The sequence below is a fragment of the Eggerthella guodeyinii genome (genome assembly GCF_009834925.2).
Lineage (GTDB): Bacteria > Actinomycetota > Coriobacteriia > Coriobacteriales > Eggerthellaceae > Eggerthella > Eggerthella guodeyinii.
In genome coordinates this window covers 4,135,974-4,153,306 of record NZ_CP063310.1, presented here as the reverse complement: position 1 = coordinate 4,153,306, position 17,333 = coordinate 4,135,974, and the positions used below count along the sequence as shown (strand labels likewise).

Here is a 17,333-nt window from a genome sequence, read left to right as displayed (position 1 = left end):
GCGATGATCAAGCGGTACAACGGGCATGATTAGGAATTACACCAGACAGAACGTATACGACGCTCTCCAGGAGCGGCTGCAGTTCGTCTTCGACGAGTTCGAGAACGTCTACATCTCCTTCTCGGGCGGCAAGGACAGCGGGCTGCTGCTCAACCTCGTCCTTGATTTCCGCGACGCGTATTTCCCAGGCCGGCGGGTCGGCGTCTTCCACCAGGATTTCGAGGCCCAGTACTCCGCCACCACCGAGTACGTCGAGAGGACCTTCGACAGGATAGAGGAGAAGGTCGAGCCGCACTGGGTGTGTCTGCCCATGGCGACGAGAACGGCCCTGAGCAGCTACGAGATGTTCTGGTACCCGTGGGACGACGAAAAGCAGGAGGCGTGGGTCCGGCCCATGCCCAAGCGCCCCTACGTGATCAACCTCGAGAACAACCCGATGACCACCTATCGCTACAAGATGCACCAAGAGGATCTCGCCAAGCAGTTCGGCAGGTGGTACCACGTCGAGCATCCGGGAGGAAAGACGATCTGCCTGCTTGGGATACGCGCGGACGAATCGCTCCAGCGGTACAGCGGCATCCTGAACAAGCGGTACGGCTACGGCGGGAAATGCTGGATAACCAAGCAGTTCAAGGACGTCTGGGCCGCCAGCCCGCTGTACGACTGGTCGACGAGCGACGTCTGGCACGCCAACTCGATCTTCGACTACGACTACAACCGGCTGTACGACCTGTACCACATGGCAGGGCTCACCCCCGACCAGATGAGGGTGGCGTCCCCCTTCGGCGATTCCGCGAAGGACAGCCTGAACGTGTACCGGGTCATCGACCCGAAGATATGGGCCAAGCTCGTCGGGCGGGTGCGCGGCGCGAACTTCGGGGCGATCTACGGCCGAACCAAGGCGATGGGGTACCGGAACCTGACGCTGCCGGAGGGACACACGTGGAAGTCCTTCACGTTCTTCCTGCTGGAGACGCTGCCTGCGCCCCTGAGGGAGCACTACGTCAAGAAGTTCAAAACCTCGATAGAGTTCTGGTTCACCACGGGCGGGGGGTTGAGCGAAGAGGTGATCGCCGACCTGGTCGAGCATGGCTACAAGATTCACCGGAACGGGGTGTCGAACTACACCCTGAACAAGAACTCGCGCATCGTGTTCGAAGGCGAGCTTCCCGACCATACCGACGACATTAAATCGACCAAGGATATCCCGAGCTGGAAAAGGATGTGCTACTGCATCCTGAAGAACGACCACACATGCCGGTTCATGGGATTCGGCCTGACGAGAGAACGGCAGAAGCAAGTCGATTCGTTGAAGCACAAGTACAAGACGGTGATAGGCAGGTAGGCGATGAGCAGAAGCCCGGCGTACAACGTGATACCCGTACCGATCGAGAAGGTCAAGCCGAACGATTACAACCCCAACGCCGTCGCTCCTCCGGAGTACGAGCTGCTCTACGACAGCATCCGGGAGGACGGCTACACGATGCCCGTCGTCTGCTACCGCGACGAGGACAAGGACGAGTACATCATCGTCGACGGCTTCCACCGCTACCGCATCATGCTCGATCACGACGACATCCGCGCGCGGGAGGGCGGGATGCTGCCCGTCACGGTCATCGACAAGCCCATCGATTGCCGGATGGCGAGCACCATCCGCCACAACCGCGCCCGCGGCTCGCACAACGTCGACCTCATGAGCAACATCATCGCCGAGCTGCACGAGCTCGGGCGCTCCGACGCATGGATATCGAAGCACCTCGGCATGGACGAGGACGAGATCCTGCGGCTCAAGCAGATCACCGGGTTGGCGGCGCTGTTCAAGGATGTGCGGTTCGGGCGCGCCTGGGAACCCGTGGAAGAGGAAAGCTGACCCCGTTGTTCCGGCGCTGAGCTTTGGAGTATTCTTCATTTCTGTGTTCCGTACGACTTCCTTGCGTTATAATTCGTCATCATGCGGGTGTCGCCAAGTGGTAAGGCCCAAGCTTCCCAAGCTTGTATTCGCGGGTTCGAGTCCCGTCACCCGCTCCATGAACCCACAATCCAAGCTTCGGCTTGGATTTTTCATATGGTGAGGTGATGAGATGGCTCAGTTCGATACGCTGGTGTTCGACCTCGATGGAACGCTGCTCGACACGCTGCCGGATTTGGTGGTGCTGACGAACGCCGCCCTCAACGAGCAGGGGTTCCCCAGCCGCACGACCGACGAGATTCACAGCTTCGTGGGCAACGGCGCCCGCGCGCTCATGTACCAGGCCGTCCCGGCCGACGCGACGTCCGAGCAGGCCGAGGCCGCCATGCGCCGCTGGATGGAGCTGTACCCCGTCATCGGGAACAAGCTGACAAAGCCGTATCCGCACATGGAGGAGACGCTGGCCGAGCTCGCACAGCGCGGCATCGGCTTGGGCGTGTTGTCCAACAAGTTCGACCAGGGCGTGCACGACGTGATCGACGCGTACCTCCCCAACCTGTTCGCCGTGAAGTACGGCGAGCGTGAGGACATTCCGCGCAAGCCCGACCCCACGGGGCTGTTGCGCTCCATCGGCGAGCTGGGCTCCACGCCGGCCCGCACGGCGTACGTGGGCGACTCACCGGGAGACGTGGCGGTGTCGCACAACGCCGGCACGTTCGCCGTCGGCGTGGCGTGGGGCTACCACCACGCGGATGCGCTGCGCGAAGCGGGCGCCGACCTCGTCATCGAAGACGCGCGCGAGCTGCTGCAGCTCGTGGGCGCGCGCTAGGCGGGCGGTCGCATGGGGCGTCAGGTGCCGAACGTGGGGCCGTCGAAGCCGTCGAAGCGGTTCGCCGTCGTCAGCTGGGTGTTCGTGGCGGCGTGGGCGGGGTTCATCTTCTTCATGTCGTCGAACACGAGCACGGGCCTCAACACGGGGCTCGGCATATTCTCGAGCATCTACCAGGCGATGCAGGCCGTGCAGGCGCAGCTGCTGGGCCCGGGTGTGGACGTGCTGTCGTCCATCGCGCACTTCTGCGAGTACACGGTGTTCGGCGCGCTGCTCGCCAATGCGCTGCGCTGCCACATGCCGCTGCGCCGGGCGTGCTTCATCGCCATCGCGTGCGCGAGCCTGTACGGCGTGAGCGACGAGATTCATCAGCTGTTCGTGCCCGGGCGCATGTGCGACCCGGTCGATTGGATGGTGGACACCGTGGGTGCCACGCTGGGCTCGGGAATCGCGTACGCGGTGCTGCGCAAGCGCGCGGCCGGAAGCTCCCGGCCTCAGTAGAGGCGGGCGTGTCGCATCGCGGGAACGGCGGCGCTGGCCTCCCGCTGCTCGATCTCGGCGCGGATGTCTTCGTCGCTGTGTTTCGTCAGCAGGAAGTCCGGCGTCGTGGCAAGGGAGTCCGCCAGCTTCGCGATGACGGAGAGCCGGATGTCCGCCGTGCCATTCTCGATTCTGTTGAGGAGCGGGCGGCCGATTTTCACCATGAGCGCGAGGCGCGTCTTGGTGATGTTGCTGTACGAGCGCATGCGCCTGACATTATCTCCCAGTATCGGAGAGAATCTGCTCTGATCAGGCTCATCATCGTTAATCGGACTATGTTCGCGCTCGGTTTGCATGTCCACTAGAGTACCGGCGCGCGCGGATAAGGCTGTAACCGCCTGAATACGTTTCGGTTCATTTTTAGAAAATGTGCGCTTTGTACCCAGCCCGTGCCTATTTTATGGTGAGCGGTCAACGATGTTACAATAAGTTTCATACGTGATGAATTTATGCGTACCATCTCGGAAAATGACAGGTCCTATCGCTCCAAGATGGTAAGCGGAGGAGACCACATGGCGTCAAGAAACTCACGAACGAACCGCAAAGAAGCGCGCTCATCGCGAGCTCCGCAATCAGCGCGCGCCGTGCGTTCGGCCAAAGCCGCGCAGTCGGGTCGCATCGCCCCGCGCGACCAGGCAGCTGCTTTCTCGCGCGATGCGTACGGGGACAATACCTCGTATCGGCCGGCGTACGTGCCCGGCAGCCAGGGCGCCGGCGCGAACGGCGCGTACGGGCGCCAGACCGCGGCAAGCCAATACTCGCGCAACAACCCGAACTACTCCGCGGCCCGCAAGAAGATGGGGCGCGGCAAGAAGATCGCACTCGGCGTGGTCATCGCGATTCTCGTGGTGGCCGTGGGCGGCGGCTCGGCCTTCGCGATGTGGAAGAACTCCATCAACGACCAGCTGACCAAGGGCAACAAGACCGACGAGGAAATCCTGGCCATCAACGACGCGCTCAAAACCGAAAAGGACATGACGTTCACCGAGCCGTTCTACATGATTTTGATCGGCACCGACGAAGCCGAGGACAGCGACGAGGACATGCACCGCTCCGACACGAACATCGTGGTGCGCATCGATCCCAACAAGAACCAGGCCACGATGGTGTCCATTCCCCGCGATACCAAGATCGACATCGACGGTTACGGGACGAACAAGTTCAACGCCGCCTACGCGTACGGCGGTGCGGCCGGCACCATTCGCGAGGCGAACCAGCTGCTGGGCATCGAGATCTCGCACTATGCCGAGGTGAACTTCGGCAAGCTGAAGGAGCTGGTCGACGCGGTCGGCGGCGTGGACGTCGAAGTGACCGAGCGCATCGACGACCCGGATGCCGACGGCACGTCGGCGCATCCCGAGTGGCCGCGCGTCATCATCGAAGAGGGCGAGCAGCACCTTGATGGTAACCAAGCGCTCGTGTTCGCGCGCAGCCGCGCCTACGCCGACGGCGACTTCACGCGCACCGCGAACCAGCGCGCGCTCATCATGGCTATCGTCAACAAGGTGCTGGATCTGAACGCCACCGATCTGCTGGGCGTCGTTCAAGCCGCGTCGAGCTGCGTGACCACCGACCTGGCCGTGGGTGACATCGCGGCGCTTGCGGAGCAGTTCCAGGACGAGGGCGACCTCACCATCTACTCGGCGATGATACCTTCGACAACGGCGATGATCGGCGATGTGTCGTACGTCATCAACGATCCGGTGGCCACCAAGGAAATGATGAAGCTGGTCGAGGCCGGCGAAGATCCCAGCTCGGTGGTTTCGACGGGCAACGTGGCCATTCCCGAATCCACGGGCAGCACCGGCAGCGGAACGACGAGCACGTACAGCGACAACTCGGGGTACGGCACGGGAGTGGACAATTCCGGCTATTACGATCCCGGGTACGTCGATCCGACGGTGGGCGACGGGTCGTACAACGGAGGCACGGTCGATAACGGGTACACCGACTCAGGCGGAACCGGCGGGTACGACGATGGAACGGTAGGCACCGGCGGTGGCGGGACATACGATCCCAGCTACGACCCGAACGCGTACGACGCGTCGGCGGCGGCAGCCTAGCACGAGCGAGGAACGCAAGCGGCATCGACTTCGGTCGGTGCCGCTTTTTTCGACGGCTCATCAACCGCAACGTTGAGCTTCGGTGTTCGCCTTGAGTTTTCCCATGCCATGGGGGATACTGACGAATTACCGGTTCGAGGACGGATGAGGACTCACGAGGTCATGGGCGGCGCTCACAATCAAGGACATGCAAAGGACACGCGGGGCGCTCGTACCTCCGTTTCGTTGCGCCCTGCGCTTGCGGTGATCGCCTCCCTCACGGTGGTGGTTCTCGTGGTGTACGGGATCTTTCACGCGTATTCGAACGCGCTGAGCGATGAATTCTACGATTTGGCCAGCGACAGCATGAACGATTACACGGTCGCGCAAAAGGTGGAGGTGGAATCGTTCATCAGCGAGGTGAGTTCCACCATCTCCACGATGCGCGTGCTGGCGGAATCGCCCGACGTCGATCTGACGGGTTCCACGTTCACCTCGTACCTGGAGAAGTGGAACGAGCAGGGGTCGTTCCAGATCAGCTACGCGCCCATCGAGCAGCTCGAAGAGGGCGTGGAGGGTGATCCCAACGAGCGCGACGCCGACACGCTGCGCCGTCTGAAGGCGGGCGAAACCGTGGTGTCCGACGTGCGCAAATCGAGCCGCTTGGACGGCTACTATTTCAGCATCGCCGAGCCGGTCGACCGCGACGGCCGCGTGGTGGGCGTGCTGCGCAGCATCGTGAAGGCCGAGAAGCTGTTGGAAACGAGTCAGCTGAGCTCGCAGGTGATGCTGCTGGGAACCCTGTTGATCAAGGAGGACGGCACCATCGTCTCGGTGTCGAGCCGCTACGAGGAGGACGAGGGCAGAAGCCTGTACGACCTCCTCGAAAGCAGGAGCATCGATCCCGACCAGATTGCCGACATTCGCTCGACCATCGAGAACGATCGCGACGTGTCCACGGTGGCCATGGGCAAGCGGGACGGGCTCATGACGTTCCTCACTTCCATCCGCCTCGATGTGAACGATTGGACCATCGTCAACTTCACGCAGGAAAGCGCGCTTGCCGAGCGTTCCGAGAGCATCCTGCGATCCACCGTGTACACCGCGGCGCTCCTGATCGCGATCAGCGCGGCCGCCTGTCTCGTGGTCGCCCTGGTCGTGAGCCGCGCGCGGCGTCGCGCCCGCCGTTCGGCCGAGCGCTATGCGGTGCTCGCGGAGTTCTCAGACACCGTGCTGTTCGAGTACTCCTATCCGCGCGACACGCTGGAGCTGACGCCGAACGCGCGCGGGATGTTCTCGCTCGGCTCGCTGTGCGCCGAGGGCTACCTGGGCAAGGGCATCCCGCTCATCGACTTCCTCGAGGGCGATTACCAGCGCGTGCACCTCATGTTCGAGAAGCCCGCTCCGCCGAACGAGCTGCGCACCACCACGTGCCGTGCGCGCGTGCTGTCGGGCGAGTACCGCTGGTTCTCGTTCACGTGCCGCTATCTGTACGAGGGGGCGCAGCCCTACATGGCCGTGGGGAAGATCGTCGACATCACGAAGCAACGCGAAACCGAGGAGTTGCTCACGCGCAAGTCGCAGATCGACGGCTTGACGAAGACGCTCAACAAGGTGACGTTCCAGGAGAAGATGGCCGCGCTGCTGCCCGTCACCGACAAGGGGTTGCTGTTCGTCATCGACATGGATCGCTTCAAGCAGATCAACGACGAGCACGGCCACAGCATGGGCGATCGCGTGCTCGAGGGCGTGGCGCAGTCGTTGCTCGACGTGTTCCGCCATCGCGACCCGGTGGGGCGCATTGGTGGCGACGAGTTCGTGGCGTTCCTCGCGGGCGCGGACGATGCCGCGGTGATACAAGCGAAGCGCGAGGCTCTGGAATCGTTGATCGCAGAAGCCTCGCGCTCGCTGGGCGTGCCTATCGCGATGAGCATCGGGGTGGCGCGCTATCCGCAGGACGGCGCCACCTATCAAGAGCTGTTCGACGCGGCCGATCAGGCCATGTACGACGAGAAGAACGAAGGTCGCGACTAGGCCGAGGTCGTGGCGTAGCCGTCCGGGTTCTGCGACTGCCAGCGCCAACCGTCGACGCACATGCGGTCGAGGTCGAACTGTGCGGTCCATCCCAGCTCGTCGCGCGCTTTGTCGCACGCCGCGTAGTTCACGGCCACGTCGCCCGCGCGGCGCGGCTTGATCTGGTAGGGCAGCTCGCGTCCGCAGGCGCGCTCGAAGGAGTGTACCACGTCGAGCACGCTCGAGCCCGTGCCGGTTCCCAGGTTGAAGATGCCCACGCCGCGGCGCGTGCCGTCGGCGGCCGGCTCGCCGGCCATCGTGCCCGCCGTCTTCGCCTCGCCGGTGCCCACTTTGCCGCCCATCCAGTCGAGCGCCGCCACGTGGCCGCGCGCGAGGTCCACCACGTGGATGTAGTCGCGCACGCCGGTGCCGTCGTGCGTGGGATAGTCGTCGCCGAACACGCCGACGCTTTCAAGCTTGCCCACGGCCACCTGCGCCACGTACGGCAGCAGGTTGTTGGGGATGCCCTTGGGATCCTCGCCGATCAGGCCGCTCTCGTGTGCGCCGATGGGGTTGAAATAGCGCAGCAGCACGACGTTCCACTCGTCGTCGCCCACGTACAGGTCGGTGAGCACCTGCTCGAGCATGGATTTCGTCCAGCCGTAGGGGTTCGTGGCGTCGTGCTTCGGGCAATCCTCGGTGATGGGGACGAACTCGGGCTCGCCGTACACGGTGGCGCTCGACGAGAACACGAGGTTCTTCACGCCGTGGTTGCGCGCCACGTCGCACAGGGCCAGCGTGCCGGCGAAGTTGTTCCAGTAGTACTCGAGCGGCTTCTGCACGCTTTCGCCCACGGCCTTGAAGCCGGCGAAATGGATGATGGCGTCCACGTCGTTCTCGACGAAGATGCGATCGAGCGCTTCGCGGTCGAGGATGTTGGCCTCGTAGAATGCCAGGCGGTCATCGTCGGCGGCGAGGCCGGTGATCTGCCGTACGCGGTCGAGCGCGACCTCGCTCGAGTTGCTCAGATCGTCCACGACGACCACGCGGTAGCCCTGCCCCAGCAGCTCGACGCAGGTGTGGCTTCCGATGAACCCGGCTCCGCCCGTTACGAGCACGCAGATATCGGCATGGTCTTTGGCCAAGCTTTTGTTCGCCATTGAAGCTCCTCTCCGGATTGTTTGGTGCCATGGTAGCAGGTGGAGCGCTTGCTGCGAGCGAATTCGTCAAAAGCACCATGCCCGCCGTTCCGCATCCCGGAACGTCCGGTGCACCATGTGGAACAGATTCGAGTGGCGCCCTGCGCGTCCCTTTGGCGCGCCTTGCGGCTTGGGGCGGCCGGATCGTGCGTTGCAAGTCGGGGAGAAACCCTGACAGAGAGGCGCTGATATATGAAAATTTTGTGAGCTTACTGTAAACGTACACAGATACAAAAAATGGAAAACGTGCTGTTATGGCTGATGAAAAACGATGAGATAAAAAGAAGACTCCTACAGGATAGCAAGACTCGATTGTTGCACCTTACTGCTTAGGTCACATATCCTATGCGTATTCGCGTCTGGAGCGGATACCAACTCCTGCCCGGATGCGTGTTGTAGGCATATACGCAAGGAGTTGAAGAGAGATGGCAGTGTTCGACGGTAGAATAAAGCGGGGGGGGGGGGTCGCATTCTAGGCTGTTTGCCTGTCTGATCGCCCTCGTGTTGGTGCTTTCGATGGCGCCGACAGCAGCATACGCGAGCGAAGGGGGTGAACGAGGCTTCGACCCGATCGGCGCTATCGCATCGCTCTTCGGCTTCGGAACCGACTCCGACGACGTTTCCGTACCCCTTGCGGCAAACGACAGCTCTACGGTGACCGACGCCAACACGTTGGGCAACTGGGAGAAAGGCTTGCGAGACAGCACCGAGAACGTGGGCCGGATATGGACGGACAAGACCGTCGAGGATTCCGACATCACGCTCTCTCCTTCGCCCATCACCATCGAAAAGGGCGATGCCGACTTCCTAGTGGGACTTTCCGCCCTCTCCTCAACGTCCAACCTTACCACGACAGCATCCACCCCGCTCGACATCGTGCTGGTGTTGGATACTTCGGGTTCGATGGATGAGGGTATGGGCGATCCGTTTTATAATGAAGTCACCGACGTTCAGGAAACGAGCGGTTGGTCACTTGCTCCGGACTACTATGTCAAGCAGGGCGACGACTACGTTAAGGTTACCGAGGAACGCACCGGCAACGGTTTGTGGGGGTGGCAGCATGTCGGCTGGAAGGTGAACGGCCGTACGGTTGAACCAAAAACTGCCCAGAATCCCAACGGCGTGCAGTTCTACCAGCGTATTCAGCCGACGAGGCTCGATGCTCTGCAGAACGCGGTCAACGCCTTCATTGATGAGACGGCGAAAACCAACGAATCCATCGCTGATTCTGCCAATAAGCATTCCATCTCTATCGTGACGTTCGCAAGTAACGCCAACACGCGTGCCGGGCTGACGACGGTCGACGACGAGCACGTCGAAGAGCTCAAAAACACCGTCAATAGCTTGGAAGCCAATGGCTCCACCGCTGCCGATTACGGCATGCAGCATGCACAAAATGTCTTGGAGGGTGCTCGCGATGGTGCGCAGAAGGTCGTTATCTTCTTCACCGACGGCGAACCGAACCACCAGAACGGTTTTGACAACGAGGTGGCGGCCGACACCGTCAACGCTGCTTACGCGATCAAACAAGGCGACACGCTGATCTATTCAGTCGGCGTGATGGAAGGCTCCGACCCGAGCGGAACAGATGACTACAACAGCTACATGAACGCTGTTTCGAGCAGCTATCCGAATGCTACGGCGCAGGGCGACAACGGCGGTTTCTTCGAGGACGGGTATTTTACCATTACGTGGGGCGATCGGGTTGCGGATGCCAGCTACTACAAGGCCGCTGACAACGCCAACGATCTGAACGGCATCTTCGAGGATATCTTCGAGGAGATCAATACGGGTGCGGGGCTGCCTACGCGAGTTGAGGGCAGCGATCCGGCCCATGGGGGATACCTTACGTTTACCGATCAGCTGGGCGCCTACATGGAGGTCGACCCATCCAACATGACGGTGGTGTATGCGGATCAATCCTTCTCCAACCCCACATCGAGTACCGACGGTAACGTAACCGCCTACCACTTCGAGGGTACGGTCGCAACCGGTAATCCCGACTACGCAGAAGGCGACATGGCCGATCTCATCGTGGAGGTCAAGCACAGCGACGACATGGCAACGGGCGATGTCGTCACGGTCAAGATACCGGCCACCCTCATCCCTCTACGCACCTACGAGGTTGACACGACCGAAGGACAGGAGTCTTTCACGACCAACGCAGCCTACCCCATTCGCGTGTTCTACGGCGTGAGCCTGAAAGATGAAGCGGCGGCGTCCCTCGCCGATCCCGATGCCGAGCTTCAAAGTTACATCGACGCCAACAAGGACGAGAACGGCAACGTGCGGTTCTACTCGAACCTTTACGAGGAGACGGACGGCGTAGCTGGCGATCCCGAGCACGGCAATACTACGGCAGCGTTCGAACCTGCCGAAGGCAACTCCTTTTATTACTTCACCGCGAATACTCCCGTCTACGTTGACGAAACCTGCTCGACGCCGGCGAAGGAGGAGGATCTCGCCAACTTCAATGTCTTCTACTACCAGCTCGACCATTACGAGAAGGACGGCGACGGGCTCAAGAAGCAAGCCGAGGTGTATTCCTTCCCATCGAGCAGTTTGACCTTCTTGAGCGATGCGATTGGTTTCGATACGGTCGGCAACGCCTACGTCAAGGCCGGTCAGCCTCGCCTGACGTACATCAAGAACTTCAGCGACGAGAAAACGGGCAACGAAACTGACACCGCATCGGCCGTGGTCTCCCCCGAGTGGGCGAACGAACAGACGGCTGGCGTCGTCAATTCGTATTTGGGCAACAACGGGGTGCTTTCCGCAGAGCTCCCAGGCACGCTCGCCGTCAGCAAGGATGTCACCGTACCCGAAGGCTTCGACGAGGGAGACTATGCCTCCACGAAATTCGCCTTCGAGATCGTTGTGACCGACGCGGCTAACAAGAGCTTCGATGCCGTGGTCAAGAACGACCAGGGCGACATTCAGGGCAACCGGTTCACCCTGAGTTTCGACGAGCGGGGTAAGGCTGACTTCGAGATCACCGACGGGCAGACGCTGTTCATCTACGGTCTGTCCGATGGCTGGAAGTATACGGTGACCGAGAAGAACGTTCCGCAGGGCTTCACCTTGCAGTCGAGCGGCGAGTTCGGCACCATTTCCGATGGCGCCACCACCACGGTGAGCTTCATCAATACCTACAGCGCCACTCCCGCAACGCTTGACGGCTCCGCCAGCTTGACCGGAACTAAGGCCATCGACGGCCGCAACTGGCTCGATACCGACGAGTTCGAGTTCAGTATCAGCTCCGCCTCCAACTCGCCGGTGGGCACCCCGATGCCCGAGAATGCCACGGTTGCGGTGAAAGGCTCCGACGTGGACGACAAGACGGGCTTGGCTTCGTTCAGCTTCGGCGACATCGTCTACACGAAACCGGGCACCTACACCTACCTTATCCGCGAGGACCCGACTGCCGCAGCAGACATTCCTGGCATTACGCGGTCGCAGGCGCAGTATCTGGTGACGGTCAACGTGATCGACAACGGCCAGGGCCGCTTGGAGGCGACGTCGCAGATAACGCAACTTTTCGATGACGCGGGCAACCGGCTGGCCGAACCCGCCATCACCACCACTGCCGCATTCGTCAACGCTTTCAGCGCCGACAATGATACGGTTGTCGTGAACGCGGTCAAAAACTACGCCGACAGCTCCGGATCGCGCCCCATGAGCGACGGCGATTTCGTATTCGAGCTCAAGCCCACGATCAAGAGCTCCGCTGACGCTCCCGATGCGCCCATGCCAGCAGGCGTATCTTCCGGAGAAACCGCGACCGCGGCTATCGACGCGGAAACGCGCTCTGCCTCCTTCGGCGAGCTGGTCTTCACGGGCGAGCATGTAGGCTTCACCTACACCTACGAGATACGCGAGGTCGAGGGGGACATCCCGGCCATGGCGTACGACGATACCGTGTACACGTTGGAAGTAGCCGTGAGCGCCGAGGCTGACGGCAGCGGCGGGACGCGTGTCGTCGCCACCCGCACGCTCATGCGCGACGGCGTGCCGGTTACCGATGGCGAATCCATCGTGTTCGCAAACGAGTATAACCCCGAACCCGCCGTGCTCGAAGGTGGCACCGCTTTAGGGGGCACCAAGGTGCTGACCGGCCGCGATTGGACGGAAGAGGATAACTTCACCTTCACGCTCGAGCCCACGGGCGCCACGGCGAGCGCCGTTGCCGACGGTGTTGTCCAGATTGACGGAAACTCCGCTACCGCAACCGCGTCCGACGTCGACTTCGCTTTCGGCTCCGTACGCTTCACCAAAGCGGGAACCTATACGTTCCAGATAACCGAGGACGTGCCCGAAGATGCGCAGGATGGCAAGCTCGACGGGATCGTGTACGACACGCATGCATGCAACGTGACGGTGGTCGTGCGCCTCGACGAGGAGAGCGGCAGGCTGGCTGTCGAATCGGTGGCGTACGACAATGGAGAAGGCGCGACCGACAACAGCAAGGCCGTGTTCGAGAATTCGTACGAATCAGGCATCAACTACGGCGACGCGGGCGGATTGAGCGTGAGCAAGACGCTGAACGGCCGCGCCATGAACGTGGGCGAATTTGGCTTCACCATCACGGGGGCCGACAACGGAAGCACCACCGCTGAAGAGGCCAACGGCAAGTTGGCCGACGTCGACAAGAGCTTCGCGAATACTCAAAGCCGCCGCGATGGCGTCCCCGAGGAGATGAAAAAGCTCCAAGGACTCGCCTTTGACCAGGATGATGCCGGCAAAACCTATTCGTTCGTCGTAGACGAGACGCTCGGCGAGGCCGATCGCGTGACCTACGACGCTTCGCAGTACCGCGTGGACGTCAGCGTGAAGGATGACGGAAAGGGCACGATGCATGCCGAGACCACCGTCGTCAGGATCAAGACGGCGGGAGGCGATTCTGTCAACGAAACCGTATACGGTCCGGCTAGTACCGAAGATGTGAACTACGTTGCTCCTGCCATGAGTTTTAAGAACGAGTACAGCAAAATGCCAGTCGAGGCCAAGCTGTCCGCTGTCAAGCAAGTGATAGGGGCCCCTTACGAGGGCAGCTTCGATTTCACGCTGACTCTCATAGAGGGCGACGGGAACGCCGTAGTCGGTCTTGACGAAAACGGCGCGGTAACCGCCGTGGCGGCGGGCCCGTACGAGGAAGGCGGCAGGGCCGAAGCGTCTTTTGGAAACTTGACCTTTACGGCTGAAGGAACCTTCGTCTTCTCCGTAGTCGAAAACGATCCGGGCGAGCGCGCGGGTTGGACGTGGGCGACCGGTGACGGGAACGCAAAGACCATCACCGTGAACGTGAACGACGACGACGGTGACGGTCGGCTGGCCGCGCGCGTCGTGGGCAATAACCCGATTTTCGTGAACTCCTACGAGGCGAGCCCCGCCGTCCTTTCCGGCGACGCGGCGCTCGCGGTGCAGAAGAGCGTCGAGGGTGCTGATGCTGACGGCGACTTCACCTTCACGCTGGCCCCGGTGGATCCTGAGAACGAGAAGTGGCAGGCGGTCGATGTCGAATCCGGCGGCAACCACGTCTCCATCGCGGGTCCCTTCGCCGCCGGCGAGGTGAAGGTCGCGAACTTCGGCGACATAGCCTTCCGGAAGGCGGGCACCTATCAGTTCACCGTAGTGGAAGACCAGGCGGCCGAAGGTCAAGAGGTTCCCGCTGGCTGGATCTACGATGCGTCCACATCCACCATCACCGTGGAAGTGACCGATGAGGGCAACGACGGCCAGCTGGACGCTGCCGTGAGCTACGCCAATGAGGGAGAGAACAAGCCTGACAACATCGCGGCGTTCACGAACAGCTATAGCGCCGCGCCGACCGACGGCGTGCCTGCGAACTTCCGGTTGACCAAGACGTTCGAGGGCCATGAATGGACCGACGACTACGCGTTCCAGTTTAGGATTGAAGCCGTGACCGAGGGGGCGCCGATGCCCGAGAGCGACACCGTCACGGTGGGCAAGCCGGCGGAGGGCGACGAGGCTTCGTTCGACTTCGGCGAGATCGTCTACACGAAGGCCGGCACCTATGTGTACAAGGTGTCCGAGATTGCAGGCGACAACGCCGGCATCGTATATGACGGCCACGAGGCTACGGTTACCGTTACGGTGGTCGACAACCACGACGGCACGCTCAGCTCAACCGCGGCTGTCGCAAACGGCGCGTTCTCCAACGCGTACAAGGCGGAGCTTCCGCTTTCGCAGCGGGCCAACGTGAGCATTTCCAAAACGTTGACCGGCCGCGACATGGAAGCGGGCCAGTTCGAGTTCACGGTGAAGCCCCTTGACGAGCTGTCGGCCGATCGCTTGGGAATCTCGACTGAGGGCCGGGTGGTGCCTTCCGAGGCTGCAGCCGACGGCGAGGTTGCCTTGATGCCCCTCGACTTCGACGGTCTCACGTTCACCGCGGACGATGGCGGCAAGCGGTACGGTTTCGTCGTGACCGAGACGAAGGGCGGCGGGGCCGGTTACGCCAACGACGACGAGAGCGCGACCGTGACGTTCGATGTGAAGGACGACGGCAACGGCTTGCTCGCGGTGACGATCACCGTGCTGAAGGGGGACGGCGAGCCGCAGACCTTCACCGTAAGCAATGCTGACGATGCGGTGGCCGGCGTTGCCATCCCGTTCGCGAACTCCTACGCTGCAACCGGCGTGCTCGGCGGCGAGGGCAATGCGGTCATTAACGCCACCAAGAGCCTGACGGGCCGCGATCTGGTGGAGGGCGAGTTCTCCTTCCAGGTGGTCGATGCCAAGGGCAACGTGGTGGCCACGGGAACGAACGCCGCGGACGGCACGATCGGCTTTTCCGCCATCCCGTACAGCACCGACTCGTTTGCCGGAGACGTCGCGAGCGGCATCGCGACCAAGACGGAGACGGGCTACGAATACGTCTACGAGGTGTCCGAGATAACCGACGGCCTCGCGGGCAGCGGCATCACGCCGGTCAAGGACTCGTTCGCCGTCGCGGTGCATGTGACCGACGGTGGTGACGGCACGTTGGGCATCGCTGTCGACTACGGCAGCGAGGGCAGCGGCTTGACCTTCCAAAACGTCTACGACGCCCAGGCCGTCTCCAAGTCCATCGACGGCAGGAAGGTCATCGACGGCGGCGGCTCGGGGAGCGCGCCTACGCAGGAGGACGTCGCCGGCGCGTACACCTTTACGTTGACCGGTTTCGCGGCGGACGACGGCACCCCCGCGCCGATGCCCCAGGGTACTGGTGCGGACGGCACCAAGACCGCCGTGAACGACGCGGTGGGCAATGTGAGCTTCGGCGAAATCGAGTACACGGTTGCCAACGTGTGGCCTGAGGGCCAAGCTGCCGCCGAGACAGGCGAGGCAGGCGAAGCCGCGACTCGTGCGGGCGCGACGCGCTCCAAGACCTTCACGTACTCGGTGACCGAGGCGGGCGAGTTCCCGGGCGTCGCCAACGAGGGCGGTGTCAAGACCTTCGCCGTGACGGTGACCGACAACGGCGACGGCACGCTTTCCGCCGTCACCGACCCGGCCGCGGGCGCCCTGTTCACGTTCACCAACGTCTACGGCGTCGATCCCGCGGACAGCAGCCTGACGGGCGAGGGCGGCGTCCCGGTGACCAAGAGCCTGACGGGCCGCGACCTGGTGGAGGGCGAGTTCTCCTTCGTGCTGCGCGACGCGGCCACCGGCGAGGTGGTGGCCGAGGCCGCGAACGCCGCTGACGGAACGGTGGAGATGCCGGCGCTCACGTTCGACGCCGCGGGCACCTACGCCTACCGGCTCTCCGAGGCCCCCGGGGACCGGGGCGGCGTGACGTACGACGGCGCGGTGTACGACGTGACCGCCACGGTGACCGACGACGGCGCGGGCGCGCTCGACGTGGCGTGGTCGGTCGAGAAGGGCGGGGAGGCGCTCGAGGCCGTGACCTTCCGCAACTCCTACGAGGCGGCCCCTGCGAGCATCGCGCTCGAAGCGTCCAAGAGCCTGACGGGCCGCGACCTGGTCGAGGGCGAGTTCTCCTTCGTGCTGCGCGACGCGGCAACCGGCGAGGTGGTGGCCGAGGCCGCGAACGCCGCCGACGGGTCCGTCTCCTTCGGCCGGATCGGGTTCGACGAGGCCGGCACGTACGAATACGAGATCGCCGAGGTCGAAGGGGACGCCGAGGGCGTCACGTACGACGACGCCGTGTTCGCCGTGCGGGTCGACGTGGCCGACGACGGCGACGGGCATCTCTCCGCCGCCGATTGGAGCTACGGCGAGAACGGCGCGCCGGTGTTCGAGAACGTGTACGTGGGTCCGTCGGCGCCGCAGGCCGCCGACCCCGAGACCCCCAAGCCGCTGCCCGGTGGGAGCCTGGTGCAGACGGGCGACGCGACGCCCGTGTGGGTCGCCGTCGGCACGGCGCTGGCGGCCGCGGTCGTCGCGTGCGTGGCGGCGCTGCGCCTGCGCCGGCCGCGCCGAAGCGGGCGCCGCCTGCATTAGGGCGCGCGGCGCGAACGGCGCGGGGCCGCGGCTCGAGCGGCTCCCGCGCCGATGCGCGGTTGAAAAGCACGTGTCGGGCATCATAGCCGGGTCGTCCCTTCGGGGGCGGCCCGGCTTTCTTGTCGCTCGACACCCCCGGCAAACGCGTATGTTTCACGTGAAACATACGGCGCTCCTCTGCGCCCAAGGGATGCGACCATCCCCCGAAAGGGGCCAATCGCGGGTTTCCCCCGGTGCCCCCTCGTCGGGGGATGCGGAGCACCGCCGCGCTGGGATAGGGTGCGAGGCGTTGCGAAGAGGGGAAGCGCCGGAGGGAGGTGCGATCTTCGCACGGA

General features: G+C 62.9%; 9 protein-coding genes and 1 tRNA gene. 8 read left to right on the top strand and 2 right to left on the bottom strand.

Annotated elements, in window-relative coordinates:
- Positions 1–25: 25 nt before the first annotated feature.
- From GS424_RS17715 to GS424_RS17695, 5 genes are all read left to right on the top strand, one after another.
- A complete protein-coding gene (locus GS424_RS17715) occupies positions 26–1,345 on the top strand; it encodes a phosphoadenosine phosphosulfate reductase (protein WP_160940842.1) in 1,320 nt (439 codons plus the stop codon).
- A 3-nt stretch (positions 1,346–1,348) separates the two neighbouring features.
- The gene (locus GS424_RS17710) at positions 1,349–1,870 is read left to right on the top strand and encodes an IbrB-like domain-containing protein (RefSeq protein WP_160940843.1); all 522 of its coding nucleotides are present in this window, start codon (positions 1,349–1,351) and stop codon (positions 1,868–1,870) included.
- 83 nt (positions 1,871–1,953) lie between these two features.
- A tRNA-Gly gene (locus tag GS424_RS17705) sits at positions 1,954–2,028 on the top strand.
- Positions 2,029–2,081: 53 nt separating this feature from the next.
- Complete coding sequence (locus GS424_RS17700) at positions 2,082–2,738, top strand: HAD family hydrolase (protein WP_160940844.1); 657 nt, start codon at positions 2,082–2,084, stop codon at positions 2,736–2,738.
- A 12-nt stretch (positions 2,739–2,750) separates the two neighbouring features.
- Positions 2,751–3,239, top strand: a complete 489-nt coding sequence (locus GS424_RS17695) for a VanZ family protein (protein WP_160940845.1) — start codon at positions 2,751–2,753, stop codon at positions 3,237–3,239.
- On the opposite strand, the gene GS424_RS17690 is transcribed toward GS424_RS17695, so the two are convergent.
- Positions 3,233–3,505 (bottom strand): helix-turn-helix domain-containing protein, encoded by a 273-nt coding sequence (locus tag GS424_RS17690; RefSeq protein WP_255466576.1) that lies wholly within the window; start codon positions 3,503–3,505, stop codon positions 3,233–3,235. The genes GS424_RS17695 and GS424_RS17690 overlap by 7 nt on opposite strands.
- Positions 3,506–3,862: 357 nt before the next feature.
- Between GS424_RS17690 and GS424_RS17685 the strand changes: the two genes are divergently transcribed.
- Both GS424_RS17685 and GS424_RS17680 read left to right on the top strand, forming a co-directional pair.
- Positions 3,863–5,341 carry an LCP family protein gene (locus tag GS424_RS17685; RefSeq protein WP_244977617.1) on the top strand — a complete coding sequence of 493 codons (1,479 nt, stop codon included), beginning with the start codon at positions 3,863–3,865 and terminating at the stop codon, positions 5,339–5,341.
- Between the two features lie 276 nt (positions 5,342–5,617).
- Entirely contained in the window at positions 5,618–7,354 is a 1,737-nt protein-coding gene (locus tag GS424_RS17680) for a sensor domain-containing diguanylate cyclase (RefSeq protein WP_244977616.1), read from the top strand.
- Here the strand turns inward: GS424_RS17680 and galE are convergent.
- Positions 7,351–8,493, bottom strand: a complete 1,143-nt coding sequence (galE, locus tag GS424_RS17675; protein ID WP_160940847.1) for a UDP-glucose 4-epimerase GalE — start codon at positions 8,491–8,493, stop codon at positions 7,351–7,353. The genes GS424_RS17680 and galE overlap by 4 nt on opposite strands.
- Before the next feature lie 555 nt (positions 8,494–9,048).
- Between galE and GS424_RS17670 the strand changes: the two genes are divergently transcribed.
- On the top strand, positions 9,049–16,998 hold the full coding sequence (locus tag GS424_RS17670; RefSeq protein ID WP_160940848.1) for a Spy0128 family protein: 7,950 nt from the start codon (positions 9,049–9,051) through the stop codon (positions 16,996–16,998).
- The last annotated feature ends 335 nt before the right edge of the window (positions 16,999–17,333 follow it).